This is a genomic window from Ensifer sp. SL37, from assembly GCF_026672675.1.
GTDB lineage: Bacteria > Pseudomonadota > Alphaproteobacteria > Rhizobiales > Rhizobiaceae > Ensifer > Ensifer adhaerens.
This window is the reverse complement of the sequence record NZ_JAPPRN010000001.1, coordinates 1375056-1400445: the sequence shown is the minus strand read 5'-3', so window position 1 is coordinate 1400445 and position 25390 is coordinate 1375056. Positions and strand designations below refer to the sequence as shown.

Genomic DNA, 25390 nt, shown 5'->3' with positions numbered 1-25390 from the left:
CGACGCCATCATCCAGGAGAACATCCGATGACCGAAAAGACCACCAAGGACTGGGAAACGCTCGCCGAGCGTGAACTGAAGGCAGCGCCGGAAAGCCTCACCTGGCAGACGCCCGAGGGCATTGCGGTGAAGCCGCTCTATACGGCCGGCGACCTCGACGGCATCGATCATTTGGATTCGCTGCCGGGCTTCGAGCCTTTCGTGCGTGGTCCGCGCGCGACCATGTATGCCGGGCGTCCCTGGACGATCCGCCAATATGCCGGATTTTCCACGGCCGAAGCTTCGAACGCCTTCTATCGGAAGAATCTCGCGGCCGGACAAAAGGGCCTTTCCGTCGCCTTCGACCTTGCGACCCATCGGGGCTACGACAGCGATCATCCGCGCGTCGAAGGCGATGTCGGCAAGGCAGGGGTTGCGATCGACTCGGTCGAGGACATGAAAATCCTGTTCGACGGCATCCCGCTCGACGAGATGTCGGTCTCGATGACCATGAACGGCGCGGTCATTCCGATCCTCGCCTCCTTCATCGTCGCCGGCGAGGAACAGGGCGTTTCGCGCGACAAGCTCTCGGGGACCATCCAGAACGACATCCTCAAGGAGTTCATGGTCCGCAACACCTACATCTACCCGCCGGAACCCTCGATGCGCATCGTCGCGGATATCATCGAGTATACGGCGAAGGAGATGCCGAAGTTCAATTCGATCTCGATTTCCGGCTACCACATGCAGGAAGCCGGCGCGACGCTGGTGCAGGAGCTTGCCTTCACGCTCGCCGACGGGCGCGAATATGTGCGGGCTGCCCTTGCCAAGGGGCTGAACGTCGACGAGTTCGCCGGGCGGCTTTCGTTCTTCTTCGCCATCGGCATGAATTTCTTTATGGAAGCGGCGAAGCTTCGGGCGGCGCGGCTGCTCTGGACCCGGATCATGAAGGAGTTCGAGCCGAAGAAGCCGTCTTCGCTGATGCTGCGTACCCATTGCCAGACCTCGGGCGTCTCGCTGCAGGAGCAGGATCCCTATAACAACATCATCCGCACCGCTTTCGAGGCGATGTCGGCCGCCCTTGGCGGCACGCAATCGCTGCACACCAACTCCTTCGACGAGGCGATCGCACTGCCGACGGAGTTTTCAGCGCGCATCGCCCGCAACACGCAGCTGATCCTGCAGCACGAGACCGGTGTCACCAAGGTCGTCGATCCGCTTGCCGGCTCCTACTATGTCGAGAGCCTGACCAATGAACTCGCGGAAAAGGCCTGGGCGCTGATCGAAGAGGTCGAGGCGATGGGCGGCATGACCCGTGCGGTCAACGCCGGCCTGCCGAAGCGACTGATCGAAGAGGCCGCGACCCGCCGCCAGGCCGCGGTCGACAAGGGCGAGGAAATCATCGTCGGCGTCAACAAGTACCGGCTCGACAACGAGGAGCCGATCGACATCCTGGAAATTGACAACAGCGCCGTGCGCGCCGCGCAGATCCGTCGCATCGAGGAGACGAAGCGGCGGCGCGACAGCGCAAAGGTGAAAGAGACCCTGGCCGCGGTTTCAAAGGTCGCCTCGACCGGCGAAGGCAACCTCTTGGCGGCCGCCGTCGAAGCGGCGCGGTCGCGCGCGACCGTCGGCGAAATCTCCGATGCGATGCGCGGCGCCTTTGGTGACCATGCCGCAACGCCCAAGGTCGTCAGCAAGATCTATGGCAAGGCCTATGAGGGCGAGCCTGAACTCGAGGTGCTCTCCGGCCGCCTCGACGAAGTTTCGGCGAAACTCGGCCGCAAGCCGAAAATCATGGTCGCCAAGCTCGGCCAGGACGGCCACGACCGGGGCGCCAAGGTGATCGCGTCGGCCTTTGGCGACATCGGCTTCGACGTGCTTGCCGGCCCGTTGTTCCAGACACCGGAGGAAGCGGCCGACATGGCGCTTGCGAGCAAGGTCAATGTCATTGGCGTCTCTTCGCTCGCAGCCGGCCATAAGACGCTGATGCCGCAATTGGCCGAAGCGCTGAAAAAGCGTGGCGGCGAGGATGTCATCGTCATCTGTGGGGGTGTCATCCCTCGCCAGGACTATGACTATCTCATGGAGAACGGCGTGTCGGCGGTCTTCGGCCCCGGCACCAACGTGCTCGATGCGGCACGCGCGGTGCTCGACCTGATCGAGGGCAAGCGCCGCAACATCTGACGCCGGGCGACGCGGAGGACATTGTCTCTCCGCCCGCCCGAGCGGTTGTCGTTACCGGCCGACGCAACTATGGTGTCGGCATGACGTCGATCGCCGAAGTGTTCGGACCCTTTGCCCTGATGGCGCGCCTTCTCGCCCGCTTCTGGCCGCAGCTCCTGCTGATCGGCGCCTGCGGCGCCATTGTGCACGATCTCCTGATGCGGGCAGCCGTCTGGATCGGGATGCAGCATCCGCTCGGCGGCATGGTCACGCTCTCCCTCGTCGTGTTGGCGAAGCTCGTCGTCATCGTGCTGATGTTCATGGTCCTTCGCCCGGGCTTGCCGGCGCTCGAAGCGCTCCGGCAGCAACCGGCTGCGGCGCCTGTCGAGAGCAAGGTGCCGAAGGCCGAGCGCAGGCTGCTCGCCGTCACCGCCGCCGCCCTGCTGCCGTTCTTTGCCTACTACGCCGCCTGGGGTTTTCTCGGCGATACCGTGCGCGAATATTCGCGATCAGCGCTTGCTGCCGTCGCTTTCGGCGAAAAAGCCAACTTCTTTGATATTCTGGGGTCGCGCGGCGTTCTCGTGTCGATCGCGCTCTGCTGGCTTGTACGCTGGGGCGCAAAACGCATGAGCAAGCTGAGCGAAGCGCCCGTCTGGCGTCTTCTGATTGTAGCCGCAGATGCAAGCTGGATCTTCATCGGTCTCTACGGCCTGTCGGTCTGGAAGGACCAGGTGATCACCTGGCTAGGCGCCGGCAAGCTTCTGAGCATGAACGGCTTCGCCTTCGCCGGCATTGCGCATGCCGCCGAGACCTTCGTGCCGGTGGAATTGAGAAAACCTGACTGGGATAGCCAGGCCACAGGCCTGTTCTTCTATGCGCTCCTTCCGGTCGTCTGGCTGGTCATGGCGGCCATCATCAACGGCTACGAGCTTTCGAGCGCAACACCGCGCACCCGGCCGGCATCGCCAAAGCCGCGCCGTGCCCGCACGCTGCGCAAATGGGTCGCCGATTTTCTCGACCACTTCATCGGCGATTATCGTTCCCGCTATGCGCCGATCTGGACCTGCCTGAAGCTGACGCTCGGCTCGGGGCTGGCGGCACTTTTCGCCTTTATCATCGCCTACAATGCCATTGCCTGGCTCGGCGCCTGGGCCTGGTACGCGGCAACACGGACGCTGGACGTGGGAGATCTTGCGCGCTGGCGGCTCGTTTTCGATGCCGTGAGCCTTTTCATCGGCAGCCCCAGCGATCTCAATGGCGGCATCGTGCTCGATGCCCTGCGCATCACCCTGCTGGCGGCGATGCTCGAACACGCCGTTTCCCGTCAGGCCGATAAGGCCGAGATCAACTACGCGTCCACTTGAACACCAGCGTCTCGTCACTGGCGCCGGGAAATTCGATCCGCAGCGAAAGGTCCCGCGCCTCCGCCGGAACGATGAAGCTCTCGGCCATGCGGACGGGGCTGCCGGCCTTGGCATCCGTAAAGGCCAGGACACTGCAGCGCGGACGCTCGGCCACCTCCGGATACATCTCTCGCACGATCGGCTCGGTCAGGGTGACCGGTTCGAAGCGGCGCCCTTTGTCGTCGATCAGTCGAACGCGGCAGGCGCCCTTCGACAAAGCGGCGAGATCGGTCGGCGATGCCTCGAATTCGGTAAGAATGACGCGTGCGTCATCGGTGCGCGGCAGGCGTCGCATATCCATAAGCTTCCATTGCCCGCCGGCGAAGGCCTGCGCCGCTCCATCCGCAACGACGACTTCCGGGCTACCGCCGGCGAGCCATTGGCTCTCACCAAGGCTTTCCCATGCGCGGGCAACGAAGGCGAGCGGCAGCGCGACGATCAACGCGAACAGGCAGGTCCAGAAGGTGCGTTTCTCGCTCATGACTGCCTCCCTCAGTGCGCGGCCAGTGTCCAGGGCGCGCCGCTGCCGCTGCGCGCAATGGTGACGGACGGCTTGATCTCGGCCGGCTTCTTGTCGCCGAGCGCAATCGACAGTTCCTCGGCGAGCGGCGACACACGACTGCGTGCGACGAGCAGCGTGCCCTGGTCGACGGCCGCCTCGGGAAGCTCGAAGGCAAGAAGCACCGGCCTTGGCAGGCCGGGTTCGAGCCGCTCCGTCGGCAGATAGCCCGGCACGGTCGAGAACCGCTGGCTCAACGCGTAGCGCAAACCATTGCTCGCCAGCCATTCCGCAGACATCAACGTCATCGTTTCCGTCTTGGAAACGGCCGCGCCCTCGATGACCAGCCAGATGCCGGATGTGGAGAAGTCCTTGACCCGGCCAAAACTTTCGACCTTGAGCTGTCGTGCCAGATGCACATTGGCTGCGCCGAAAGCGAAGTCGCGTGTCTCCACCCGCTCGCCGACAGCACCGCGAATGGCGATCGGCGCGGTGATGTCGCCGTAGCCGGGGGTACTGTTTCGCATCCCATAGAGCGCCGCGATTGCAAGGCCGCAAAGCAGCAGCGTACGGAAAGCCGACATCATTGCTCCGTCGTCTCCACAGCATGCGTCACCGGCAACTCGACGACCGCGGCCTCGCCGTCATCGAACCAATTCGGCGCGCCGTAGAGATTGTCACGTGGCTTGTAGATCTGTTTGCCGATCGCCAGCGAAAGCGTTTGCGGTTCCGGGCGGTCCGCTGGCCACTCCCAGGCCGCGACCAGTTTTTCCGGCATGTTCGGATTGATCGCACTGGCGATCCACTTGTCCCTCGCCAGGTAATAGGTGGGCTTGGGCTGCAGCGGAGCGACGTCATCCTTGATCGTGATCAGGTTCATGAAGACGTTGCTGCTGGCCACGGACCGGTTGTCGAGTTCGAGATCCACAAGGAGGAACCTCTTCGGCTCGAACGGTTTGGTGCCGGTTGGCGGCCGAGACGACATATAAGCGCCATTGATGGTCACCCGCCAACGGCCCGTGTCGACGACCTGGTCTTTACCTATGACCGGAACAGGAACCGGATTGGCTGCATCATAAACCGCCGAAGTAAAGGAAATCGCAGCCGCCGCCATGCCGCCGATACCGGTGACAAGCATGATCAGCAGGCGCTGCCTGATCTTCGACCGCCGCATGACCGGCATCTGTCCTCCATCCACCCTGCGGATACTGCAACCGGAAGATAGGAAAGTTTGCCGGGGAAATCAAAACACGCGTGTCGGAAACGGTTTCTTCGGCAGACACAACCTCAGAACGAAGGTCGGGTGGGCTAAAAGCTGTGCATTGCCCAGCCACAACGCGTTTGCCGCCCACCGATCCACCCGTGATTGGCGCTTGCCTTCTGCCCGCGACGGGCGACAATTGCATGCGGTGGAAAGCGGTGCCAGGAGCCATTCGGCCCACATTCTCCGCCGAACCCGGGAGGCCGGCTATGCGCAAACTGCAATCGCAAGGCGTTCACCACATCACGCTTGTCGGGGCGGACCGTCAGACGTCGATCGATTTCTGGGAGGGGCTGCTCGGCATGCCCTTCATTTTCGAGCAACCGAACCTCGACCGGGCGAGCGAAAGCCACCTCTATTTCGATCCGGGCGACGGCCGCCTGATCACCGTCTTCACCGACGAGAACCGCACGCCGGATCCCGAGCGCACCCCGACCGACATGGGCTGTGTGCATCACATCGCCTTTGCTGTTTCGCGCGCGACATTCAACCAGGCGGTGGAGCGGCTCGACGAGCGAAAGATCCGCCACAGTGGCGTCAAGGATCGCGGCTTCATGGATTCGATCTACTTCGAAGATCCGCTTGGGCTGCTGGTTGAACTTGCCTCCTATCGCTTCGAGCCGCCGGCCAGTCACAGCCATGCCGCAGTCCTGATGGAAGCGCATAGGATCAGGACTGAACGCGGCGACTATAACATCGCCGAGGTCCATCTCGCCGATGCGATCGAAGCCCTGACCGAACGCTCTCGGCCGACGCTGTCGCTCGATCGCCAACCGAAGAACCCATACGGACCGCGATAGGGTCGCGCTTGGTGAGATCTGTAGCCAAATGGCGGTGTCCGCCGCGAGCGAGCCGCCGCCAGTTCAACGACGATCAACCGGGAGGAATGCCATGTCCGCAGTCCAGCTCAACGTGATCAAGCCCAGCGTCAACAACATGACCGCGCGCGTGTTCCTGCGCGCAGCCAAGCTCGATTTTAGTGAAAACGATGTCTACGGCCAGACGCGCTCGCCCGAATATCTGGCACGAGCGCCGTCGCATCTGACACCGATGATCGAGACAGCGGACCTGCCCAGGGGCGCGCTTTGGGAAAGCTGCGCGATCATGCAGTACCTTTGCAACAAACATGGGCTTGATGACTTCTACCCGAGGGAACCCGAGGCACGCGCGATGATCGACAGCGCCATGTTCTACCTGATCGGCACCTTCTATCCCTACCTTGCCCGCGCAACCTATCCGGCGCTGAACTTTCCGCTCTACGCGGGCGAAGTCGGCTGCAGCGATGCCGATGCGGCGACGAAGGAGATCGCCCGGAAGGCAGCGGTTGCAGCCCTTGCCGAACCGCTCGACGTATTCCGCGCTTTCTACATTGGCGACAAGCCGTTCATCGGTGGCGCCAAGCCCTCGATCGCCGATATCCGGCTCGCAGCAACGCTCGAGTTCCTGGCCGCGATCGACTATGACCTGCCGGACTGGGCAAAGACCTACATGGCAAGCATCGAAAGAACGCTCGGGGCCGCCTATGCGGAGCCCGCCGCCGATGTCCGCGGCTATATCGCTTATGTAAAATCGCAGCGGCAATAGCCTGGCGGCTGCGATGCGGATCATTGAATGAGGAGTGCGACGCCGGTTGCCCCGAGTGCGAGCGTCCAGAGGCGGTCGAAATTGATCCAGGCGGAACGCAGGACCGCAAGGTCGAACCAGGTGAAGACGGCGAGCGCCAGCACCGCGGTCACCGTCAGCATTGCGATGCTATGCACTGCAACGGCGGCGAGCGAGACCGGCAGCGAACTTGCCATCGCCAGTTCGCCGGCGTGACCTGCAAGACAGAGACTGAGCACCGCCGGCACCAGCATCAGGCCGGCCCCATGGCTCGTCGCCATCAGGAATGACCAGACCGCAAGTCCCGCCATGCCGGTCCGCATTCCGATCCGGACGCGGTGGCGATGGCCATGAATGGCGGTGTAGCCGGCGGCCCCCAGAATGAGCACGGCGGCCGCGATCCTGAATGTGTTCGGATCCAGCACCGAGCCGAATGCTGCGACCACCGCCAGCACGGTCGCGACCGAGATCGCGTGACCAACCGCAATGGGTGCGAGGGACAGCCAGACGACCCGGCTGCTCTGGCGATGAAGTCCGAGCGCAACCGCAAACAACCAGCCCATTGCCGGGTTGAGGCCGTGAAAGGCACCGAGGCCGGCGAGCGAGAGCCATGGCCAGACCGTCGTCATTCGCCGTGACCCGGCTGCACCGCGGCTCCCTCCTCACGGATAACAATAGGAATCGGACGAGCAGTCGCCGCCTTCGAGGCGAACCTGATGCGGTCGATGACCCTTTGGCCAGTCGACGAAGAAGTTTTCGTCGAAGGCGATCCCGCCACCATCGGCGACATCGAGCTTGACCATCCAACCGTCGATGCCTTCGGGATAGAACTGCGGGTCGATGGCGCCATAGAGCGAGTTGGTGAAATAGACCCGCTTGCCGTCGCGGCTGATTTCCACCATCTGCGGCCCACCGTTGAGCGCACCGTTCTTCGCCTTCGGATGGCTCGCACGCGAAACGATGCCGCCGATCCTGACCCGCCCCGTTTCCTTCGGTGCGAAGGGGTCGGACACGTCGTACTGGATCATGTCGCCGGTGCCCCAGCAGGAAACGTAAAGGAAGCGATCGTCCATCGACAGGTCGATGTCGGTGACGAGCGGAGCGACCGCGCTGAAGCCTTTCAGCACCGGTGGCAACAGATCCGGATCGGCCGGTTCTGCCGGAATCTCGATCACCTTCTTCACGGCCCATCGGTCGCCGTCGCGATACCAGGTCCAGATCGACGCCGAGAGGTCCTTGAGGCTGATGACGCAGCCGACGAAGCCGTAGGCCTTGGTCGGATCGTGGGCCGGGCGCAGTTCGAAAACGAGCTGGTGTTCCTCGCCGAAGTCGATCTCCTGCACGTGCTTGCGTTTGTGCAGGTCCCAGAAATGCAGGCGGCGGCCGTATTTCGAGCCAAGCAGCACCTCCGGCACCAGCCCGTTCTCGAAAGTATCGGGCGTGCCCCATTCGCTGGTGATCATCGTGTCGTGGCCGAGGTGCCACCAGAAATCATAGGCGAGCTTCTGCGGCCCACGGTCCATTTCCCACTGTCCGAGCACATCGAAGCTCTGATGGTCGAGCAGGAAAATGCCGCCGGGCGCCTTGCCGTCTCGATCCGCAAGCGCGTTGACGTAAATGCCTTCAGGTCCGCAATGGGTTGTGTGCAACCGCGAATAATTCGCCTTCTCGGCGATTTCCGCGGGCTCGATCACCCGCACGATCTTCGGATTGCGGGGGTCCGGCTTGGTGTCGATGATATGGAGACGGGAGGAGCGCAGGCCCGGCACCACCAGGTAGCGACGCTCGACATGTGGATGCGGTGCGTTGGGACACAGGCACGAGGAGCACGCGTTCCAGCCGAAATGGTGCAACTCGTCCCCGACATTCGGCATCTCGACCTGCCCGACGATCTGCGAATAGCTTTGCGACGCCGGATCCACATCGACGACGGCGATCGCGTCCGGCCTTCTTCGGTCCGGATCGAAAGCCGCCACGTAGGCGAGCGTCTCCTTTGGAGCCTTGGCCGCCATGCGCGGTGATGGATAGAAGGAAGGATCGGGTCGCCACGTCGCCATTGCCATTCTCCCCCTTAGAGAATTCCCGAATGCGCGGTCCTGATGCAGGCTCCGGTCATGCGGCAAAAACGCGTCGGAAATACGGCCTTTGCCTTATTTCCTGACAGGGATCGGAACGCTTCTGGTTGAGCGAGACGTCATCGCGACCGGCAGAGGCGGCCTCATGGCCTCAAGTCTCGATCCGCAGCTTCATCCGGTCAGCGGCAAAGCGGCTACGGGAATATTCGATCGGCTTGCCGTCGAGATCGGCGTTGATCGACTGGGCTTCGAGCACGATTGCGCCCGGCGAGAGCTTCAGCATCGCAAGCTCGTCGGCGTCAGCGTGCCGGGCGACGATCTCCGTTGAGGCGCGTACATAATCATCCAGACCGTGGGCTGCGAAGGCCTTGGTGACGGAGTGCAGCTGTTCGAATTCTTCGGCCATGCGCGGGAAGCGATGCGCCGGATAGTAGCTCGAGGAAACCGAGAGCGGTCGACCATCGCCGCTGCTGACGGTTCTGAGTTCGATCACCGGATCACCGGGCCTGATGGCAAGCGCGCTCGCCACTTCGCCCCTTGCCGGCAATTCCGTGTGGCCGAGCAGCCGCGAGCCAATTTCCTTCACCTGGTGGCCAAGACCTTGCGAGAAGCGCGTGCGCTTTGAAATCGGATAACTCACCCGCTCCTTGCGCTCGATCATTGTGCCGCGCCCTTGGACGGGACGCACCAGCCCTTCTTCGGCCAGCGCCGCCAGCGCGCTTCTGACCGTGTGCCGGTTGACGCCGAACTCGCCCGCAAGCACCGTTTCCGGTGGCACCATGCCGGTCGCGTCATAGTCGCCATTGCTGATTGCCAGGCGGATCCGGTCGGCAATCTGCCGCCAGAGAGCGACGCCGGTCTGGCGCTCCACCACTTTTCGCGCTGCCGTGTCTTTTCGCATTGGCATGTCACAAGCCTGTCATTTGCCGACGTTATGAAAAAGTATAAGATGTATAGTTGTCTAGATCAATAGACATTTGAGGTGAAAATGATGGACGCGAAAGTGAAGCAGGAAAGCCCGCCGGACCCGGCGCGCAAGGAGGCCATGCGGTTGCTCGCCCAGGCAACGCTCGCCGAACTCAAGGACGCCTGGAAAGCGCTCGCAGACCAGCCCGAGGTTCACCCGGTCCGAGGCCCCGAGACCGGCCTCGTCATGGTGCGCGGCCGCATCGGCGGCGGCGGCGATCCCTTCAATCTCGGCGAGGCTACGGTGTCGCGCGCCACCGTCCGCCTTTCGACCGGCGAAATCGGCCACGGGCAGTTGCTCGGAACCGACAAGGAACGCGCCCGGCTTGCCGCCATCTTCGACGCCCTTGCCCAGCGTGACGGCGACAGGGCTAAGGTCGAGGCCCTACTTGGAAGCGTGGCCGACCGGCTTGCCCAGGAAGAACGCCGCAAGGCGGAAGAAACCGCGGCCACCCGCGTGGACTTTTTCACCATGGTTCGGGGAGACGACTGATGGCCAGCCAATCGCAGATTTACGCCGGCGCCTTTGCCGATCCAGTCTTTGCCGCTCAGTCCGTCTTCCGCGACCTGATGGACGGCTTTGCCCGTCCGGGTACGATCAAGCGCCTCGAAGCGACGAGCACGCCTCCGGCTCCGCTCGCTACGGCCGCAGGCGCCGTAGCGCTGACTCTGTGCGACCATGACACGCCCGTCTGGCTGACGCCGGCACTTTCCAAATCGGCCGTTCCGCAGTGGATCGCTTTCCACACCGGTGCTCCGCTCACCACCAGCAAGACCGACGCGCGCTTCGCCTTCATCGAAAAGGGCGCCGCCTTCCCCGGCTTCGACCAGTTCTCGCTTGGCACGCAGGACTATCCGGATCGCTCGACGACACTCGTCATCGAAGTCGAAGCGCTGAGCGGCGGCCCTGCGCTGACCGCCAAAGGCCCCGGCATCAAGGACGTGACGGAGATTGCGGTGAAGGGGCTGCCGGACGTCTTCCTCGAATTCTGGACCGCCAATCGCGCGATCTTTCCGCGCGGCGTCGATCTCGTGCTGACGGCCGGCGACAAGCTCATCTGCCTGCCGCGCACCACCCGTCTTTCGCTCAAGGAGGCGTGAGCCATGTATGTAGCCGTCAAGGGCGGGGAAGCCGCCATTGCCAATGCCCACCGCCTTCTCGCCGATCGCCGCCGTGGCGACCGTAGCCTTCCCTCCATCACCATCGACCAGGTGGTCGAGCAGCTCGGCCTTGCGGTCGATAGAGTGATGGCGGAAGCCTCGCTCTATGACCGTGCGCTCGCAGCCCTTGCCGTCCGCCAGGCGCGCGGCGACATGATCGAGGCGATCTTCATCCTGCGCGCCTATCGCACGACGTTACCGCGCTTCGGCTACTCCGAGCCGGTCGATACCGCCGACATGAAGGTCGAGCGCCGCGTGTCGGCGACCTACAAGGATCTGCCCGGCGGACAGCTTCTGGGCCCGACCTTCGATTACACCCACCGCCTGCTCGACCCATCACTGATCGCCGACGAAGCGGTCGAAGAACCGGCAGTCAAGGAGCCCGGTGAGCATGTGATGCGCGTCTCCGACATTCTCGACGGCGAAGGCCTGATCGAGGGTGATGGCCAGATGCCCGAGGGCCATGTTATGGGCGACCTTACCCGCGAGCCGATGGAGTTTCCGATGGCCCGGGACCTGCGACTGCAGGCGCTTGCCCGCGGCGACGAAGGCTTCCTCTTGGCGCTCGCCTACTCCACCCAGCGCGGCTACGGCCGCACCCACCCATTCGTCGGCGAAGTCCGCATCGGAGAAGTGGAAGTCGAACTCGATCTGCCGGAACTCGGCTTTGCCGTCTCACTCGGCGCGATCCGCGTCACTGAATGCCAGATGGTCAACCAGTTCATGGGCTCGGCCAAGCAGCCGCCGCAATTCACCCGCGGCTACGGCCTCGTCTTTGGCCAGAGTGAACGCAAAGCGATGTCGATGTCGCTGGTCGACCGGGCACTGCGCACTGACGAGTTCAGCGAGGACATCGTCGCACCCGCCCAGGATCAGGAATTTGTCATCTCGCATGCAGATAACGTTCAGGCTACCGGCTTCGTCGAGCACCTGAAGCTGCCGCACTATGTCGACTTCCAGGCCGAACTCGATCTCGTGCGCCGCATGCGCCGCGATTACGAGGCCGCGAATTCAGGTGAAGCACCGAAGGTACAACGGGAGGCGGCCGAATGATCGGGCATACCGCCAGCCCTAGCGGTTCAATCGCCGCCGCCATCCCCGCCACCACAATCGCCGCCGTCACCGGCATAGACACCACCGGCGTCGCCACCTCCGTCGTTCTTGCGCGCCCTGCTCTCCGTCTCGCGCTGCGGCCGGCGGGCAATGCCGAACAGGCCGGCAACCGCCGAACACAGCACGAAGATCCCAATCACCCAGACGAAAATCTCGCTCAAATCCTGGCCTCATCAGCGGTCGACACACTCAAGGGTAATCAGCGATGAACGACCTTGCTACCTATAATTTCGCCTATCTGGACGAACAAACCAAGCGCATGATCCGCCGCGCGATCCTGAAGGCGATCGCCATTCCCGGCTACCAGGTTCCATTTGCGTCGCGCGAAATGCCGATGCCCTACGGCTGGGGCACCGGCGGCGTCCAGGTCACCGCCTCGATCCTCGGTCCGCAGGACGTCTTGAAGGTCATCGACCAGGGCGCCGACGACACAACCAACGCGGTTTCCATCCGCGCCTTTTTCCAGAAGGTCGCCGACGTTGCCGTCACCACCCGGACGAAAGACGCGACGATCATCCAGACGCGCCACCGCATTCCGGAGGAAAAACTCTCGGAGGGACAGACGCTCGTCTACCAGGTGCCGATCCCGGAACCCTTGCGCTTCCTCGAGCCGCGCGAGACCGAGACGCGGAAGATGCATGCGCTCGAGGAATACGGGCTGATGCATGTGAAGCTCTACGAGGACATCGCCCGCAACGGCCATATCGCCACGACCTACGCCTATCCGGTCAAGGTCGAGGGACGTTACGTGATGGACCCGTCGCCGACGCCTAAGTTCGACAATCCGAAGATGCATATGTCGGAAGCGCTGCAGCTCTTCGGCGCCGGTCGCGAAAAGCGGATCTACGCTGTCCCGCCCTATACCGAAGTCGTCAGCCTCGATTTCGACGACCATCCCTTCGAGATCCAGAGCTTCGACAAGCCCTGCGCGCTCTGCGGCGCCGAGGACGTCTATCTCGACGAGGTGATCCTCGACGACAAGGGCGGACGCATGTTCGTCTGCTCCGATACCGATCATTGCGAAGACCGCCGCGCCTGCGGCCATGCAGGTCACATGCTTGCCCGAAAGGAAGCCGCAGAATGAGTACGCTCCCGCTTTTGAAAGTGAACGACGTCTCGAAGTTCTACGGAAGCCGCATCGGCTGCCGCAACGTTTCCTTCGAGCTCTATGCGGGCGAAGTGCTCGCCATCGTCGGCGAATCCGGCTCGGGCAAGACGACACTTCTGTCGTGCCTCTCGACCCGTCTGATGCCGACCTCCGGTATCGTCGAGTACCACATGCGCGACGGTCAGTACCGTGACCTCGCTCGCATGGGCGAAGCCGAGCGCCGCTTCCTGATGCGTACCGACTGGGGCTTCGTGCACCAGAACCCGGCCGACGGCCTGCGCATGACCGTGTCTGCCGGCGCCAATGTCGGCGAGCGGTTGATGGCCGTCGGCGATCGCCACTACGGCAACATCCGCGCCACCGCCAGCGACTGGCTGGAGCGGGTGGAAATCGGCATCGACCGCATCGACGACCAGCCGCGCGCCTTTTCGGGCGGCATGCGTCAGCGCCTCCAGATCGCCCGCAACCTCGTCACTTCCCCGCGCCTCGTCTTCATGGACGAGCCGACCGGCGGCCTCGACGTCTCGGTTCAGGCGCGCCTGCTCGATCTCGTGCGCGGCCTCGTGCATGACCTCGGGCTTGCCGCCATCATCGTCACCCACGATCTCGCCGTCGCCCGCCTTCTTTCACACCGCATGATGGTGATGAAGGACGGAGCCGTCATCGAACAGGGGCTGACCGACCGCGTGCTCGACGATCCGCGCGAGCCCTATACCCAGCTCCTCGTCTCCTCGATCCTGCAGGTGTAAACCATGGCCACGCCCCTTGTTGTTTCCGAAGTCGCAAAAAGCTTCACCATGCATCTGCGTGACGGTATCCGCCGGCCGGTCGTCGCCAACGTCTCCTTCTCGGTGAAGGCCGGCGAATGCGTCGTTCTCGGCGGCCCCTCCGGCGTCGGCAAGAGCTCGATCCTGAAAATGCTCTACGGCAATTACGGCGTCGACGAAGGCCAGATCCTGATGGATCACGACGGCAAGCTGGTCAATCTGGCAACGGCCGAGCCGCGCACGGTGCTCGAAGTCCGGCGCACGACGCTCGGCTATGTCAGCCAGTTCCTGCGGGTGGTGCCGCGCGTCTCCTCCCTCGACATCGTCGCCGAGCCGCTGCAGGCCCGCGGCATGCCGCTCGAAGAGGCCCGCACCCATGCGGCCGAACTGTTGAACAAGCTGAACCTGCCGCGCGAACTCTGGAGCCTGCCACCGGCGACCTTCTCCGGCGGCGAACAGCAGCGCGTCAACATCGCCCGCGGTTTCATCACCGACCACAAGATCCTTCTGCTCGACGAGCCGACCGCGTCGCTCGACGCGAAGAACCGGGCGGTCGTTGTCGAACTGATTGCCGAGAAGAAGGCCAAGGGCACCGCGCTGATCGGCATTTTCCACGACGAGGAAGTGCGCGACGCCGTTGCCGATCGCATTCTCGACGTCTCGGCCTTCTCGCCGCGAAAGGCTGCCGCATGAGCCAGAAGCTCGGGCTCGAGCCCTTTATCCACCCAACGGCGAGCGTCAACAATTCGACGCTCGGCCGCTACACCGAAGTGCAGGAGCGCTCAAGGCTCGACGAGGTCGAGTTCGGCGACTACTCCTACATCATGCAGGACGGCTCGATCTGGTGCGCAACGATCGGCAAGTTCGTCAACATCGCAGCCGCCGTGCGCATCAACGCCACCAACCACCCGACCTGGCGGGCGACGCTGCATCACTTCACCTATCGCGCGCCGAACTATTGGGACGATACCCAACTCGACCACGACCTTTTCGCCTGGCGGCGCTCGAACCGGGTGACGATCGGCCATGATGTGTGGATCGGCCACGGCGCCACCATCCTGCCGGGCGTCACTGTCGGCAACGGTGCTGTTATCGGCGCCGGCGCAGTCGTCTCGAAGGACGTCGAGCCCTACACCATCGTCGGCGGCGTGCCCGCCAAGCTCATCCGCGCCCGTTTCAACGAGGGCGTCGGCGAGCGGATGGACGCGCTCTCGTGGTGGGACTGGGACCACCAGCGCCTGCGCCGCGCGCTCGACGATTTCCGCGAGCTGACGGCCGAAGAGTTTTTGGTGCGTTATGCGTGAGTGATACGGCGCCGGGCAGAGGTTCGGCGCCTTTCCGAGCTGAGAACGAGCCGGTTACGGCCCGTTGACCAACTTCAGAATCAACTGGTGAATATTGCCGCCATCGGTCAACTCGACCTGGTCGAAGTCGCGGCTGCGCTGGCGCTGCGTCTGCGAGAGCGCGCCGAGGCGCTCGGTCATGACGGTCCTGATCTTGCGGCACTTCGGATCGTCGGGAACAGTGAGGCCCAGCGTCGCCTGCTCGATCGCGCGGACCATCTCCTTGATGAAATCGCCGTGCACGAGTTCGTGCTTGCGCACGCCGTCGATGAAGATGTCCCAGTTTTCGCGCGTGCCTGAAGGCAGCGGCCTTGCCGGTTTCGGCAGGGTGTAGGTGATGATCAGTTTCGGCTTTGCCACCGCCAGCACGCAGGCACCGCCTTGCTCTTCATATTTTCGCGTCCAGGTCAGCTTGAAGTTGGTGTGTGCGATCGCCCTGCCGATTCCGGCTTTCGGACCTCGTTCGCCGATCGAGGCGTAGAGCTCGGCACCCGTCTGCCCGGTGATTGTGTAGAGCGCTTCCTTTTCGACCGGCTGCCATTCGGCAGAGGCGAACCGCGGCCCAGACGCAAGGCAAAGGGCAACGACGCCCAGGCAAAGGCTTTTGTTCAATACAACCCCTCGAAGTTCGCGCTGTCGGCGCACGATTCCTGGCCGCATTCCTTAAACGCGAATCGGCCAATGGCAACAGGCCAAAAAACAAAGGCACCGCGCGCCGTCTCCAGCGTGCGGTGCCTTTGCGTCTTACCCGGTCTTTTGACGCCCCGTTGTGGGAGGTGCAACGGGCCGCCCAAACGACGTTAGTTGACGGCCGTCAGCGTCATCGACGTGCCGGTGGCCGCGAGGTTCAGGCCGATCTGGCCGGTCACGCTGATCGTCTGCAGGTGGATCGAACCGGAGGTGCCGCCGACGAGGATGTTGGCACCGATACCGGCGCCGACGGTCGCTTCCGCCGTTGCCCCCTGGTAGAGACCGCCGAGCGAACCGCGGTGGTAGCCGGCGGTCGGTGCGAACACGGCCCAAATCAGGCGGCTCTGCGTCGTGAAGCCGACATCGACGCCCATCTTGCGGATGGCCCCGGAATAGTGGTCGGAGGCTTCAGCACCCATGGTCGAGCGGAAGACGCAATCGACTTCCTTGGCCGAGCCGAGCGCATAGCCGACACCGCCAGCGATGTTGCAATCGAGGTAACCAATCTTGACGCCGTTGCTTGTGTCGGGCTCGGGCTGCGGTTGAACTGTCGCGAGATCGGCTGCGTTTGCGGCGATCGCGCCCGCGAGAACCAGAGACGCTGCGGACACCTTTACGGCAAAACTCTTTTTCATTCTTGTCTCCTTCTCGGAACGTCAGAAATGATTGTCATTTGACCGGCGGCACACGAACTCAAGCACATAGCGCACGCTGCAGGAAACCAAAGCCATAGCCCGCGATCGGGCAATTCCGTGGCAAGCTTTTAGCAGACGATAAAATTGGTCGGGTTTCCCCAACAATGACTGCAGATTGTGTTGAAAAAGCCACGGAATGGCCGGGCCCGGGCAGTCTGCGACGCTCATGCGCGGCAGCGTGTGGCGGCGCCGATTGGCGCGGGGCAATGCAGCGGTTACACGGGGGGAGGTTCCGATCGGGCGACGGCGCCGCCCGATCGGAGGAGATATCGTTTCTTAGGCCTTTGCGGCCTGCGCCAGGACACCGGCGGCAACGCGTGCCGTCAGCGCCAGAGAAACGGCGCCGGCGTCCGGATGACCGATGCTCTTTTCCGCAAGCGGCCGTGCCCGGCCGAGCTTCGGCGTCAGCCTCGAAGTGGCTTCGGCCGCTTCGGTCGCAGCCTTTGCCGCCGCCTGCCATGCCTCGATCAACGGCTTTCCGGCGGCAAACGCGCGCTCCAGGGTCTCGACGAAAGGCACCAATGCATCGACAAGGGTCTTGTCGCCGACACGGGCGCGGCCGAGGCGGGTCACGCCATCGAGTGCACGGCGGGCACCGTCGACAATCGCGGCATCGGTCGGGGCTGCATCATCGTTGAAGGCATTGCTCCAGGCGCGCAACAGCAGGCCCCAGATCGCGCCCGACGTGCCGCCGGCCCGGTCCGCCCAGGCATCGCCCGCCACCGCCAGAACGCTGGCGGCGCCTGCACCCGCTTCAACCGCCGCCTTCGCGGCATCGTTGGCCGCGGCCGAACCGCGGCGCATGCCCTGTCCGTGGTCGCCGTCGCCGGCAAAGGCGTCGATGCGACCGAGTTCGTCTTCCGCCTGCTTCAGCGCCTCGGCCATTTCGCCGATCAGCCGCGCAATGCACGCGCCGCTCTGACGGGAGGTCTCGGAAGCCGCTGCGAAGGAAATGGCGTCCTCGTCATCCTTGAGCGTGTCCGTCGCGGGCTCGGTGGCGATGATCGCCCCCTTGCGCAGGGCCGGCGCATCGCAAGCCGCGCGCCAGTAGGTCTCGAGCTCGTCGTTCAGCCACATCAGCGTCAGCGAGCAGCCCTGCATGTCGAGGCTGGTGACGAATTCGCCGCATTCCGGATCGACGATCTCCAGGCCAGCCGCCTTCAGTTCCTTTTCGATCGCAACCCAAAGCACGAAGAGTTCTTCATACTTGGTCGAGCCGAGGCCGTTCAGAAGCGGTGCGACCTTGCGCACATCCGCCGGCCGCTCGGCGAGCAGTTTGCCGACGAGCAGCTTCGCGAACTCAGTTGCCGAAACCATCTTTTCTTCGCGGATACCCGGCTCGCCGTGGATGCCGAGACCAAGGGCCATCTCGCCCTTTGGAACGGTGAAGAGCGGACCCTTGGCGCCCGGAAGCGTGCAGCCGCCGAAAGCCACACCGAAGGAGACGGTGCGGTCGTTGGCAAGACGGGTGACGCGCTCAACTTCGTCGAGATTGAGGCCCGCTTCCGCAGCGGCTCCAGCAACCTTGAAGACCACGAGGTCGCCGGCGATGCCGCGGCGCTTGGCCGGGGTTTCGGCAGAGGCGCTCGCCACGTCGTCCGTCACCGGCACGATCCGCACGTCGATGCCTTCGGCGCGCAGCCGCTCGGCGGCAACGCCGAAGTTCAAGACGTCGCCGGCATAGTTGCCGAAGCCAAGCAGCACGCCGCCGCCCTGGTCAGCCACCCGGCAGACGCGGGCAACTGCCGCGGTCGAAGGTGAGGCGAAGACGTCACCGGCCACGGCCGCATCCGCCATGCCCGGGCCAACATAGCCGGCAAAGGCCGGGTAGTGGCCGGAGCCGCCGCCGACGACGACGGCGACCTTGCCCTTCGGCACTTTGGTCGAGCGCACGACGCCGCCCTTCACGAGACGGACGTTGCGCGCGTAGATCGAGCTGAATCCGGCAAGCGCGGTCGTCGCAAATTCTTCCGGTGCGTCAAAGATTGTGGTCATCGCGTCTCTTCCCTTAGTCGCGAGGCAGAATGCGCCTCAGATAGTCCCGGTTGGCGGCGCTGACGGAGAGCCCGTCGCCACCGTAATGCTCGCAGAGAAACGGGCTGTCGAAGCCATGCGCCAAGGCCATACGGATCGCCGCCCGATAGTTGATGACGCCGAATTCGAGCGGCGCCGGATGGGTGACCACCAGCCCCGAGGTCTCATCCTCGGTGCGGTAGTAATTCTTGACGTGCCAGTATTTGGCGAAGGGTGCAACCTTGGCCATCATCGGCTGCCAGTGCTCGACCGGGCGGTGAAGGCGCACGAGATTGCCGAGATCGGCATTGATGCCGACGTTCGGCAGGCCGACATCGGTAACGAAGCGCACGGCGCTGTCGGCCGAGCCGATATAGGTGTCCTCGTACATCTCGAGCGCCAGCTCGATGCCGAGTTCCTCGGCATGGCGACCAAGTTCGCGAATGCGCTGAACCGCTTGTCTCCAGACCGCGGGGTCTTCCGGGTTCTTGACGCCGTCGACGGTCCAGAACCAGAGCGCTTTCTTCTGCGCGTCGGTCAAAGGCCCGAAGAAGCCGAAGGAAACGGAGCCGGCGCCGATGGCCGCAGCCGTGTCGATGACCCGATGTCCGTAGGCGAGATATTCGTCGCCATGCTCCGGATCAATGACGCTACGCCGTGAAGTCGAGATCGCCGGCATGGAAAGGCCAAGGTCACGCGTCAGCTTGACGAAGTCATCGCGCCGCGCGGCCGGGAGGTCGGCGAGCCGGATCCAGCTGTCGGTCGGGTCGAGCTCGGTGAAGCCGGCGTCGACGACATCGGCGAGTGTCTCGGCCCATTGCTCGACCGACTGATCCTGCACGGAGCTGCCGTCTGCTAGCACGTTCGGATACTGGATCATCGCGGCCGCGATCTGCCAGGTTTCACGGGTCCATTTGCGCGATGGGTTCGCCATGGTTTTCCTCACTTATTTTGCGACGCAGCCTATAAGCAGACCGCGCCGCGCTTTTCCGATGCGCTTGTTTTGAGGTGCGGCGGCTCCGTCAAGCCGCCGCGCTGCCGTCGCCATGCGGCGTGGCCGCATCTTGCTTGCGCTTGCGGACCAGGCCGACCAGCCCGAAGACAAGCGGCGACAGCAGAAGGGCAAGAGCAAGCGCCATCAGAGAGGAAACCAGCGGGTTTGACCAGAAGATGTTCAGGGTACCGCCGGAAAGAAGCATCGACTGGCGGAAGGCGTCCTCAGCCTTGTCGCCGAGCACCATGGCCAGAACCAGTGGCGCAAGCGGGTAGTCGAGCTTCTTGAAGACGTAGCCGAGTACGCCAAAGCCGATGACCATGAAGATGTCGGAGACCGAGTTTGCCACCTGATAGGCGCCGGAGAAGATGACGGCGACGATGATCGGGCCGATGATCGCAAAAGGCACGCGCAGGATCGAGGCGTAGAGCGGCACGGTGGCGATCACCAGGAAGACGGCGACGACGTTGCCGAGATACATGGACGCGATCAGGCCCCAGACGAAGTCCGGCCGCTCGGTAAAAAGCATCGGTCCGGGGGTCAGGCCCCAGATCATCAGGCCGCCCATCATGACAGCCGCCGTTGCCGAGCCGGGAACGCCGAGCGCCAGCATCGGCAGCAGCGCCGAGGTACCGGCCGAGTGGTCGGCGGTCTCGGGTGCGACGACGCCGCGCGGGTCGCCCTTGCCGAACTTCGACTTGTCGCGGGCCGAGCGACGGGCAACGCCGTAGCTCATGAAGGAAGCCGCGGTCGGGCCAGCGGGCGTGATGCCCATCCAGATGCCGATGATCGTCGAGCGCAGGATCGTGAACCAGTAGCGCGGGATCTCGACCAGCGTGCGACCGATCTCGACGAGCTTGACGCGCGCCTTAATGCCTTCGAAGCGCAGGCCCTCTTCCGTCGTCAGCAGCAGTTCACCGATGCCGAAGAGCCCCATGACCGCGATCAGGAAGCTGACGCCCTTGATCAGCGTCGGGATATCGAAGGTCAGGCGCAGGTCGCCGGAGATCGTGTCCATGCCGACGGAAGCAAGCGCGAAGCCGAGCATCATCGAGACGAGCGTCTTGAAGGGCGATTGCGCGCCCATCGAGATGAAACTTGCAAACGCAAGGAAGTAGACCGCGAAATATTCCGGCGACGAGAAACGCAGTGCGAAGTTCGCGACCCAGCCGGAAAGCAGTGTGATCATCACGACGCCGGCCAGCGCGCCGATGCCGGCGGATACGAAGGCGAGCGTCAGCGCTCGGCTCGCCTGCCCGGCTTTCGCCATCGGATAGCCGTCGAACGTGGTCGCCACCGACGAGGGTTCGCCGGGAATGTTGAACAGGATCGATGTGGTCGATCCGCCGAAGAGCGCCCCCCAGTACATGCAGGAGAGCAGGATGATGGCGGAGATCGGGTCCATCGAGAAAGTCAGTGGCAAGAGCAGCGAAACGCCGTTCGGCGCGCCAAGGCCGGGCAGCACCCCGACCAGAATGCCGAGCGTGACGCCGATCATCATCAGCAGGATATGGTTCCAGCTGAGGATGTGGCCGAAGCCATCGATCAGAAGACCGATATTTTCCATGTCATTCCTCCCGGGGCTTAAAGCACGTCACGATCCTTGAGGCTCGCTCCCCGCGCTTTAAGTCTTTAATTTTTTTGCTTGTCGTTAGCGCAAGACCGCTGTGCGCGCTTACGCGACATGCCCTTGAGCGGTCGGGATCAATAGATCCCGAACCAGGCCTCGATCGGTCCCTTGAGCAGGGGAACCTTGAAACCGAACTCGAATACGATGAAGAAAAACAGCGAAACAGCGATGCCCGACGGCAGCGCGATCCACCATTTGTAGCGCCCCTGGAAGAGCATGGTTCCGGCGATATAGAGCGCCGTCCCGACATAAAGGCCGAGCCAGGCGGATACGCCGGCAAAGACAACCAGCGGCAGCAGGAACGATGCCACCACCTTGGCGCGGTGACCGTCGATGAAGATTTCACCGGACCCGCGATGTTTCACGAAGGCGTGGATCGCATTGGCGACGCTTCCGAGAAGGATCAGAAGCCCGACATAGAAGGGAAAATAGCCGGCTTCGGGACCGAATTCCGTCCAGCCCGCGCCGATATCGAGAGATCCGTAGCAGACCGCAGCACCGAAGGCGCCGGTCAGTGCGGCAACACCAAGCTCAACCGCGAAGCGGGAGACCCCATTCGCACCGTTCTCGCTCATGATCGTGACCTTTCAAAGCGAATGACGGGCGCCGGATGGCACCCGTCCCGATCGTCGCCTGTTAGTTGGCGAGCCAACCTTCGCGCTTCAGCACTTCGCCGACAGCAGCGCCATCCATTTCGATGGCGGCCTTGAAGTCGTCGCCGGCGATGTAGGCGGGCGACTGCGACGTGTCGGCCAGGTACTTCGCCCATTCCGGCGTTTCCGAAACCTTGCGCATCAGGTCCGCATAGAACTTGACCACATCCTGGTCAACGCCAGCCGGCAGCCAGACGGTGCGCGGCATGGAGTAGTTGTCGATGGCGATGCCCGATTCCTTGCAGGTGGGGATGTCGCTCCAGGCCTTGTCGCCGGCAACCTTGGTTTCGTTCGAAAGCTTGACGCTCTTGAAGACGCAAAGCGGCTTGACCATGCCGGCCTGCCACTGGCCAAGGTTTTCGCTCGGGTTGTTGACGTTGGCATCGAGGTGCTCGCCGGCGAGCTGAACGGCCGCTTCGCCGCCGCTCTTGAACGGGATGTAGTTGATCGTCGAGCCGGTCGTCTCGTTGATCATCGAGGTCAGGATCTGGTCGACGTCCTTCGACTGGCTGCCGCCGATCTTGAGGCCGCCTTCCTTCGCCTTGGCGGCAAAGTCGGCAGCGGTGTTGTAGGAGGCCTTGCCGTTGACCCAGAGAACGAACTCGTCGGAAGCAAGCGCCGCAACCGGCGTCAGGTCTTCAGCCTTGTAGGGAACCTTGGCGCGGACCGGCAGCAGGTAGGCGTTGTTGGTGCCGAATGCCAGCTTGTAGGCGTCGCCCTTGTTGGTCGCCGTGTAGACGAAGCCTTCGGCGCCGCCGGCGCTGCCCTTGTTGGTGACGACGACCGGAGCCTTCATCAGCTCGTACTTGCCGATGATCGCCTGGATCGTGCGGGCGAAGATGTCGGTGCCGCCGCCGGGGCCGGCGGTGACGACGAATTCAACCGGACGATCGGGCTCGAAAGCGGCGGCCGGAGCAGCAACGCCGAAAACGGCTGCCATGATGCATGCGATGGAGACGGTATTCTTCATGCGGGTCCTCCCGTTTTTGTGGTTCTGCGGCGCAAGACCTCCTCCTGCGCCGTTATTGCTTGAAAGCGTGCGAAATCAGGCAGCAGCCTTGAGAGCCGCCTTTTTCTTCGCCATGCGCACTGCCAGAAGCAGCGCTTCGCGGCTGGCGCCGACGTCGGCAATCCCCTTGCCGGCGATGTCGTAGGCCGTGCCGTGGGCCGGCGTGCAGAGCGGGAACGGCAGGCCGCCCATCATCGTCACGCCCTTGTCGAAGCCGATCAGCTTCATCGCGATCTGGCCCTGGTCGTGGTACATGGTCATGACGGCGTTGTAGCCTTCCTTCAGGGCGCGGCCGAAGACTGTGTCCGCCGGGAACGGGCCGTCGACGTTGAAGCCGCGCGCCTTGGCCTTTTCGACGGCCGGCTCGATGATGTCGATCTCTTCCATGCCGAAGCTGCCGCCGTCTCCGGCGTGCGGGTTGAGCCCGGCAACAGCAATCTTCGCCTCGCTGTAACCGGCTTCCTTGAGGCAGCTCTGGGTCAGCTCGAGCTCGGCAAGGATCGCCTCGACCGACAGGCTGTCGGCCACTTCCTTGATCGGAATGTGCGAGGTGACGCGGGCGTTCCAGACCTTCTCGAGAACGTTGAATTCCCGGACCTTGCCCGTGAAGTTGAGAACGTCGGAGACGAAACGGATCTCGTCGTCGTAGCCCGGATAGGCAAAGCGCATCGCCTTCTTGTTGAAGGGCGTGAAGCAGACTGCTTCCGCCTTGCCGGCATGCGCCAGCTCGAGTGCTACGCGAAAGTTGCGGGTCGCAAAGGTGCCGCCCGCAAGCGTCGCCTCGCCGCGAACGACGTCGGCCGGATCGAGATGGCCAAGGTCGACGAACACGTGGCGCTCGGTCCCGACAGCGTCGAGGTCCTCCAGGGTCGAGGATGCAAGGTCGAGCGTGACGCCGGCAATGCGGGCGCCTTCATCGAGGATGCGACGATCGCCGATCGTGATGATGTGGGCAGCCTCACGAATATCGGAAAGCGCCAGCAGCTTTGCCGTGAGCTCCGGGCTGATGCCGGCCGGATCGCCCATAGCGAGCGCGATGACAGGACGCGCGCCGTTAGCGGCTACACCGTTGGTCGTCATGAGAGATGTCCTCCACTTCATTCTTTCGAGAGCCGTCATACGTTATTCAAAATTCTGCATCAAGTCTTTTGTATTCTGTATGCAGCATTTTCTGTTGACGATATCGGGAGCCGTCTCCATGCTTTAATGAGACAGCGCTGATTCAATTGGCGCGAACGGGAACAGACGGCCGACACTTCAGTCGCCAGATGCAGAAGCGAAACGATGAACGAAATTACCTCTCTGGAGAAACGCCCCGAGGGCGGCCCCGGCCCGATCCGACGCACTGCGCTGCACGACACGCTGGTCACGCATCTGCGCGACATGATCATCGAGGGTGATCTCTCGCCCGGCACGCGTCTGCATGAAGGTCAACTCGGCGAGCAGCTCGGCGTCTCGCGCACGCCGCTGCGCGAAGCCATCAAGTATCTGGCGAGCGAAGGACTGGTGGAGCTCGTTCCGAGCCGCGGCGCCGTCGTCAAGCGTTTCAGCGCCAAGGACGTGCGTGACATGCTGACGGTCTTGCAGACGCTGGAAGAGCTTGCCGGCAAGCTCGCCTGTGAAGCCGCCAGCGACGCCGGCATCGCCGAAGTGCGCGCGCTCCACGACGAAATGGTCTCGCGCTACAAGGCCGGTGACCGGCTGCAGTATTACAAGCTCAATCAGCAGATCCATTCGGCCATCGCCCAACTGGCGGCAAACGCCGCCTTGGCGGATATGCATGCGATCTTGCAGACGCGGCTGAAGCGCATTCGCTTCATCGGCCACGAGGGGCCCGAAAAATGGGCAGCGGCCGTTGCCGAGCATGAGGAGATGATCGTCGCGCTCGAAGCCCGCGACAAGGCAAGGCTTTCCGAAGTTCTCGGTCGGCACCTCATGAATGCCTGGGAACGGGTGCGCGCCGCGGTGTAGGCGACGCTCCAGCTTCGGCGTAAGTGAGCGAGGCTGGCTCACCCGGTCGTGGCTTCCGTCAGAACTTCGCATTAGCGTTGATAACGGCCGCGGCATGTCCCGCGCCGCCCGCTTTGGCCACGCGATATTTGCGTCAAGATTTGAGCGCTTGGAAAGTAAGCGTTGCAGCCCCAGCGGAGTCGCCGGACCACCTGATGGAGCCGGCAGGCAGCCGGTGCAGGGATGCCAAATCGTGGGCCAAAACCACCCACGCGAATGCTCTAATTCGGATAAGCCTTCCTCACCGACTGTC

Annotated in this window: 27 protein-coding genes; 12 read left to right on the top strand and 15 right to left on the bottom strand. The window is 63.4% G+C overall.

Features of this window, described 5'->3' with window-relative positions; translation table 11 throughout:
• The first annotated feature begins 27 nt into the window (after positions 1 to 27).
• Together scpA and OVA00_RS06340 are read left to right on the top strand one after the other, a co-directional pair.
• Positions 28 to 2166, top strand: coding sequence for a methylmalonyl-CoA mutase (gene scpA, locus OVA00_RS06345; RefSeq protein WP_192443902.1), 2139 nt, complete (start codon positions 28 to 30; stop codon positions 2164 to 2166).
• Between the two features lie 80 nt (positions 2167 to 2246).
• Positions 2247 to 3509, top strand: coding sequence for a hypothetical protein (locus tag OVA00_RS06340; RefSeq protein WP_268088367.1), 1263 nt, complete (start codon positions 2247 to 2249; stop codon positions 3507 to 3509).
• Here OVA00_RS06340 and OVA00_RS06335 read toward each other — a convergent pair.
• Genes OVA00_RS06335 through OVA00_RS06325 form a run of 3 tightly spaced genes read right to left on the bottom strand, consistent with a single transcriptional unit; the run spans position 3490 to position 5230 of the window.
• Entirely contained in the window at positions 3490 to 4029 is a 540-nt protein-coding gene (locus OVA00_RS06335) for a hypothetical protein (protein WP_268088366.1), read from the bottom strand. The two genes, OVA00_RS06340 and OVA00_RS06335, sit on opposite strands and share 20 nt — an antisense overlap.
• A gap of 11 nt (positions 4030 to 4040) precedes the next feature.
• Positions 4041 to 4631, bottom strand: coding sequence for a hypothetical protein (locus OVA00_RS06330; RefSeq protein ID WP_029742736.1), 591 nt, complete (start codon positions 4629 to 4631; stop codon positions 4041 to 4043).
• On the bottom strand, positions 4631 to 5230 hold the full coding sequence (locus OVA00_RS06325) for a hypothetical protein (RefSeq protein ID WP_268088365.1): 600 nt from the start codon (positions 5228 to 5230) through the stop codon (positions 4631 to 4633). The genes OVA00_RS06330 and OVA00_RS06325 overlap by 1 nt, the downstream gene beginning before the upstream one ends.
• 287 nt (positions 5231 to 5517) lie before the next feature.
• Here OVA00_RS06325 and OVA00_RS06320 point away from each other — a divergent pair, with 287 nt between their 5' ends.
• Positions 5518 to 6108 carry a VOC family protein gene (locus tag OVA00_RS06320; protein WP_268088364.1) on the top strand — a complete coding sequence of 197 codons (591 nt, stop codon included), beginning with the start codon at positions 5518 to 5520 and terminating at the stop codon, positions 6106 to 6108.
• Positions 6109 to 6199: 91 nt separating this feature from the next.
• Positions 6200 to 6892: a glutathione S-transferase family protein gene (locus OVA00_RS06315; protein ID WP_192438698.1), complete on the top strand. Its 693-nt coding sequence runs from the start codon at positions 6200 to 6202 to the stop codon at positions 6890 to 6892.
• Between the two features lie 20 nt (positions 6893 to 6912).
• On the opposite strand, the gene OVA00_RS06310 is transcribed toward OVA00_RS06315, so the two are convergent.
• The 3 genes from OVA00_RS06310 to phnF form a co-directional block, all read right to left on the bottom strand.
• Positions 6913 to 7539, bottom strand: a complete 627-nt coding sequence (locus OVA00_RS06310) for a hypothetical protein (protein ID WP_029742731.1) — start codon at positions 7537 to 7539, stop codon at positions 6913 to 6915.
• A 33-nt stretch (positions 7540 to 7572) separates the two neighbouring features.
• Positions 7573 to 8967, bottom strand: a complete 1395-nt coding sequence (locus OVA00_RS06305) for a selenium-binding family protein (protein WP_034800094.1) — start codon at positions 8965 to 8967, stop codon at positions 7573 to 7575.
• 169 nt (positions 8968 to 9136) lie between these two features.
• Complete coding sequence (phnF, locus tag OVA00_RS06300) at positions 9137 to 9886, bottom strand: phosphonate metabolism transcriptional regulator PhnF (RefSeq protein WP_029742729.1); 750 nt, start codon at positions 9884 to 9886, stop codon at positions 9137 to 9139.
• Between the two features lie 90 nt (positions 9887 to 9976).
• Here phnF and phnG point away from each other — a divergent pair, with 90 nt between their 5' ends.
• From phnG to OVA00_RS06285, 3 genes are read left to right on the top strand one after another with little or no spacing between them, the layout of a single operon-like run.
• A complete protein-coding gene (gene phnG, locus OVA00_RS06295) occupies positions 9977 to 10444 on the top strand; it encodes a phosphonate C-P lyase system protein PhnG (protein ID WP_268088363.1) in 468 nt (155 codons plus the stop codon).
• Positions 10444 to 11052, top strand: a complete 609-nt coding sequence (gene phnH / locus OVA00_RS06290) for a phosphonate C-P lyase system protein PhnH (RefSeq protein ID WP_034800092.1) — start codon at positions 10444 to 10446, stop codon at positions 11050 to 11052. The genes phnG and phnH overlap by 1 nt, the downstream gene beginning before the upstream one ends.
• 3 nt (positions 11053 to 11055) lie before the next feature.
• The gene (locus OVA00_RS06285) at positions 11056 to 12165 is read left to right on the top strand and encodes a carbon-phosphorus lyase complex subunit PhnI (protein ID WP_034800091.1); all 1110 of its coding nucleotides are present in this window, start codon (positions 11056 to 11058) and stop codon (positions 12163 to 12165) included.
• A 26-nt stretch (positions 12166 to 12191) separates the two neighbouring features.
• Here OVA00_RS06285 and OVA00_RS06280 read toward each other — a convergent pair whose 3' ends face one another.
• A complete protein-coding gene (locus OVA00_RS06280; RefSeq protein ID WP_034800090.1) occupies positions 12192 to 12386 on the bottom strand; it encodes a hypothetical protein in 195 nt (64 codons plus the stop codon).
• 44 nt (positions 12387 to 12430) lie between these two features.
• On the opposite strand from OVA00_RS06280, the gene OVA00_RS06275 reads away from it, so the two are divergent.
• Genes OVA00_RS06275 through OVA00_RS06260 form a run of 4 tightly spaced genes read left to right on the top strand, consistent with a single transcriptional unit; the run spans position 12431 to position 15404 of the window.
• The gene (locus OVA00_RS06275) at positions 12431 to 13309 is read left to right on the top strand and encodes an alpha-D-ribose 1-methylphosphonate 5-phosphate C-P-lyase PhnJ (protein WP_034800089.1); all 879 of its coding nucleotides are present in this window, start codon (positions 12431 to 12433) and stop codon (positions 13307 to 13309) included.
• Entirely contained in the window at positions 13306 to 14082 is a 777-nt protein-coding gene (phnK, locus tag OVA00_RS06270) for a phosphonate C-P lyase system protein PhnK (RefSeq protein ID WP_043623284.1), read from the top strand. The genes OVA00_RS06275 and phnK overlap by 4 nt, the downstream gene beginning before the upstream one ends.
• Before the next feature lie 3 nt (positions 14083 to 14085).
• Positions 14086 to 14793, top strand: coding sequence for a phosphonate C-P lyase system protein PhnL (gene phnL / locus OVA00_RS06265; protein ID WP_034800087.1), 708 nt, complete (start codon positions 14086 to 14088; stop codon positions 14791 to 14793).
• The gene (locus tag OVA00_RS06260) at positions 14790 to 15404 is read left to right on the top strand and encodes a DapH/DapD/GlmU-related protein (RefSeq protein WP_034800086.1); all 615 of its coding nucleotides are present in this window, start codon (positions 14790 to 14792) and stop codon (positions 15402 to 15404) included. Before phnL ends, OVA00_RS06260 begins: the two co-directional genes overlap by 4 nt.
• A gap of 54 nt (positions 15405 to 15458) precedes the next feature.
• Here OVA00_RS06260 and OVA00_RS06255 read toward each other — a convergent pair whose 3' ends face one another.
• From OVA00_RS06255 to OVA00_RS06220, 8 genes are all read right to left on the bottom strand, one after another.
• Positions 15459 to 16055, bottom strand: coding sequence for a DUF922 domain-containing Zn-dependent protease (locus OVA00_RS06255; RefSeq protein WP_226020769.1), 597 nt, complete (start codon positions 16053 to 16055; stop codon positions 15459 to 15461).
• Between the two features lie 188 nt (positions 16056 to 16243).
• Positions 16244 to 16768 carry a DUF992 domain-containing protein gene (locus OVA00_RS06250; RefSeq protein WP_268088361.1) on the bottom strand — a complete coding sequence of 175 codons (525 nt, stop codon included), beginning with the start codon at positions 16766 to 16768 and terminating at the stop codon, positions 16244 to 16246.
• A gap of 336 nt (positions 16769 to 17104) precedes the next feature.
• Entirely contained in the window at positions 17105 to 18823 is a 1719-nt protein-coding gene (locus tag OVA00_RS06245; RefSeq protein WP_268088360.1) for a dihydroxyacetone kinase family protein, read from the bottom strand.
• A 13-nt stretch (positions 18824 to 18836) separates the two neighbouring features.
• Positions 18837 to 19775, bottom strand: coding sequence for a sugar phosphate isomerase/epimerase family protein (locus OVA00_RS06240; protein WP_112772897.1), 939 nt, complete (start codon positions 19773 to 19775; stop codon positions 18837 to 18839).
• Positions 19776 to 19863: 88 nt separating this feature from the next.
• On the bottom strand, positions 19864 to 21402 hold the full coding sequence (locus OVA00_RS06235) for a tripartite tricarboxylate transporter permease (protein WP_034800081.1): 1539 nt from the start codon (positions 21400 to 21402) through the stop codon (positions 19864 to 19866).
• Between the two features lie 137 nt (positions 21403 to 21539).
• Positions 21540 to 22040 carry a tripartite tricarboxylate transporter TctB family protein gene (locus OVA00_RS06230; protein WP_034800080.1) on the bottom strand — a complete coding sequence of 167 codons (501 nt, stop codon included), beginning with the start codon at positions 22038 to 22040 and terminating at the stop codon, positions 21540 to 21542.
• 61 nt (positions 22041 to 22101) lie between these two features.
• On the bottom strand, positions 22102 to 23088 hold the full coding sequence (locus OVA00_RS06225) for a Bug family tripartite tricarboxylate transporter substrate binding protein (RefSeq protein ID WP_060520518.1): 987 nt from the start codon (positions 23086 to 23088) through the stop codon (positions 22102 to 22104).
• A gap of 75 nt (positions 23089 to 23163) precedes the next feature.
• A complete protein-coding gene (locus OVA00_RS06220) occupies positions 23164 to 24207 on the bottom strand; it encodes a 4-hydroxythreonine-4-phosphate dehydrogenase PdxA (RefSeq protein WP_268088359.1) in 1044 nt (347 codons plus the stop codon).
• A 204-nt stretch (positions 24208 to 24411) separates the two neighbouring features.
• Between OVA00_RS06220 and OVA00_RS06215 the strand changes: the two genes are divergently transcribed.
• Positions 24412 to 25098 (top strand): GntR family transcriptional regulator, encoded by a 687-nt coding sequence (locus OVA00_RS06215; protein WP_034800075.1) that lies wholly within the window; start codon positions 24412 to 24414, stop codon positions 25096 to 25098.
• Positions 25099 to 25390 lie beyond the last annotated feature (292 nt).

Bases quoted from the DNA above. Each gene is read 5' to 3' on its own strand.
- scpA (WP_192443902.1), top strand. From the start codon at position 28: ATGACCGAAAAGACCACCAAGGACTGGGAAACGCTCGCCGAGCGTGAA.
- OVA00_RS06340 (WP_268088367.1), top strand. From the start codon at position 2,247: ATGACGTCGATCGCCGAAGTGTTCGGACCCTTTGCCCTGATGGCGCGC.
- OVA00_RS06335 (WP_268088366.1), bottom strand. From the start codon at position 4,029: ATGAGCGAGAAACGCACCTTCTGGACCTGCCTGTTCGCGTTGATCGTC.
- OVA00_RS06330 (WP_029742736.1), bottom strand. From the start codon at position 4,631: ATGTCGGCTTTCCGTACGCTGCTGCTTTGCGGCCTTGCAATCGCGGCG.
- OVA00_RS06325 (WP_268088365.1), bottom strand. From the start codon at position 5,230: ATGCCGGTCATGCGGCGGTCGAAGATCAGGCAGCGCCTGCTGATCATG.
- OVA00_RS06320 (WP_268088364.1), top strand. From the start codon at position 5,518: ATGCGCAAACTGCAATCGCAAGGCGTTCACCACATCACGCTTGTCGGG.
- OVA00_RS06315 (WP_192438698.1), top strand. From the start codon at position 6,200: ATGTCCGCAGTCCAGCTCAACGTGATCAAGCCCAGCGTCAACAACATG.
- OVA00_RS06310 (WP_029742731.1), bottom strand. From the start codon at position 7,539: ATGACGACGGTCTGGCCATGGCTCTCGCTCGCCGGCCTCGGTGCCTTT.
- OVA00_RS06305 (WP_034800094.1), bottom strand. From the start codon at position 8,967: ATGGCGACGTGGCGACCCGATCCTTCCTTCTATCCATCACCGCGCATG.
- phnF (WP_029742729.1), bottom strand. From the start codon at position 9,886: ATGCGAAAAGACACGGCAGCGCGAAAAGTGGTGGAGCGCCAGACCGGC.
- phnG (WP_268088363.1), top strand. From the start codon at position 9,977: ATGGACGCGAAAGTGAAGCAGGAAAGCCCGCCGGACCCGGCGCGCAAG.
- phnH (WP_034800092.1), top strand. From the start codon at position 10,444: ATGGCCAGCCAATCGCAGATTTACGCCGGCGCCTTTGCCGATCCAGTC.
- OVA00_RS06285 (WP_034800091.1), top strand. From the start codon at position 11,056: ATGTATGTAGCCGTCAAGGGCGGGGAAGCCGCCATTGCCAATGCCCAC.
- OVA00_RS06275 (WP_034800089.1), top strand. From the start codon at position 12,431: ATGAACGACCTTGCTACCTATAATTTCGCCTATCTGGACGAACAAACC.
- phnK (WP_043623284.1), top strand. From the start codon at position 13,306: ATGAGTACGCTCCCGCTTTTGAAAGTGAACGACGTCTCGAAGTTCTAC.
- phnL (WP_034800087.1), top strand. From the start codon at position 14,086: ATGGCCACGCCCCTTGTTGTTTCCGAAGTCGCAAAAAGCTTCACCATG.
- OVA00_RS06260 (WP_034800086.1), top strand. From the start codon at position 14,790: ATGAGCCAGAAGCTCGGGCTCGAGCCCTTTATCCACCCAACGGCGAGC.
- OVA00_RS06250 (WP_268088361.1), bottom strand. From the start codon at position 16,768: ATGAAAAAGAGTTTTGCCGTAAAGGTGTCCGCAGCGTCTCTGGTTCTC.
- OVA00_RS06245 (WP_268088360.1), bottom strand. From the start codon at position 18,823: ATGACCACAATCTTTGACGCACCGGAAGAATTTGCGACGACCGCGCTT.
- OVA00_RS06240 (WP_112772897.1), bottom strand. From the start codon at position 19,775: ATGGCGAACCCATCGCGCAAATGGACCCGTGAAACCTGGCAGATCGCG.
- OVA00_RS06235 (WP_034800081.1), bottom strand. From the start codon at position 21,402: ATGGAAAATATCGGTCTTCTGATCGATGGCTTCGGCCACATCCTCAGC.
- OVA00_RS06230 (WP_034800080.1), bottom strand. From the start codon at position 22,040: ATGAGCGAGAACGGTGCGAATGGGGTCTCCCGCTTCGCGGTTGAGCTT.
- OVA00_RS06225 (WP_060520518.1), bottom strand. From the start codon at position 23,088: ATGAAGAATACCGTCTCCATCGCATGCATCATGGCAGCCGTTTTCGGC.
- OVA00_RS06220 (WP_268088359.1), bottom strand. From the start codon at position 24,207: ATGACGACCAACGGTGTAGCCGCTAACGGCGCGCGTCCTGTCATCGCG.
- OVA00_RS06215 (WP_034800075.1), top strand. From the start codon at position 24,412: ATGAACGAAATTACCTCTCTGGAGAAACGCCCCGAGGGCGGCCCCGGC.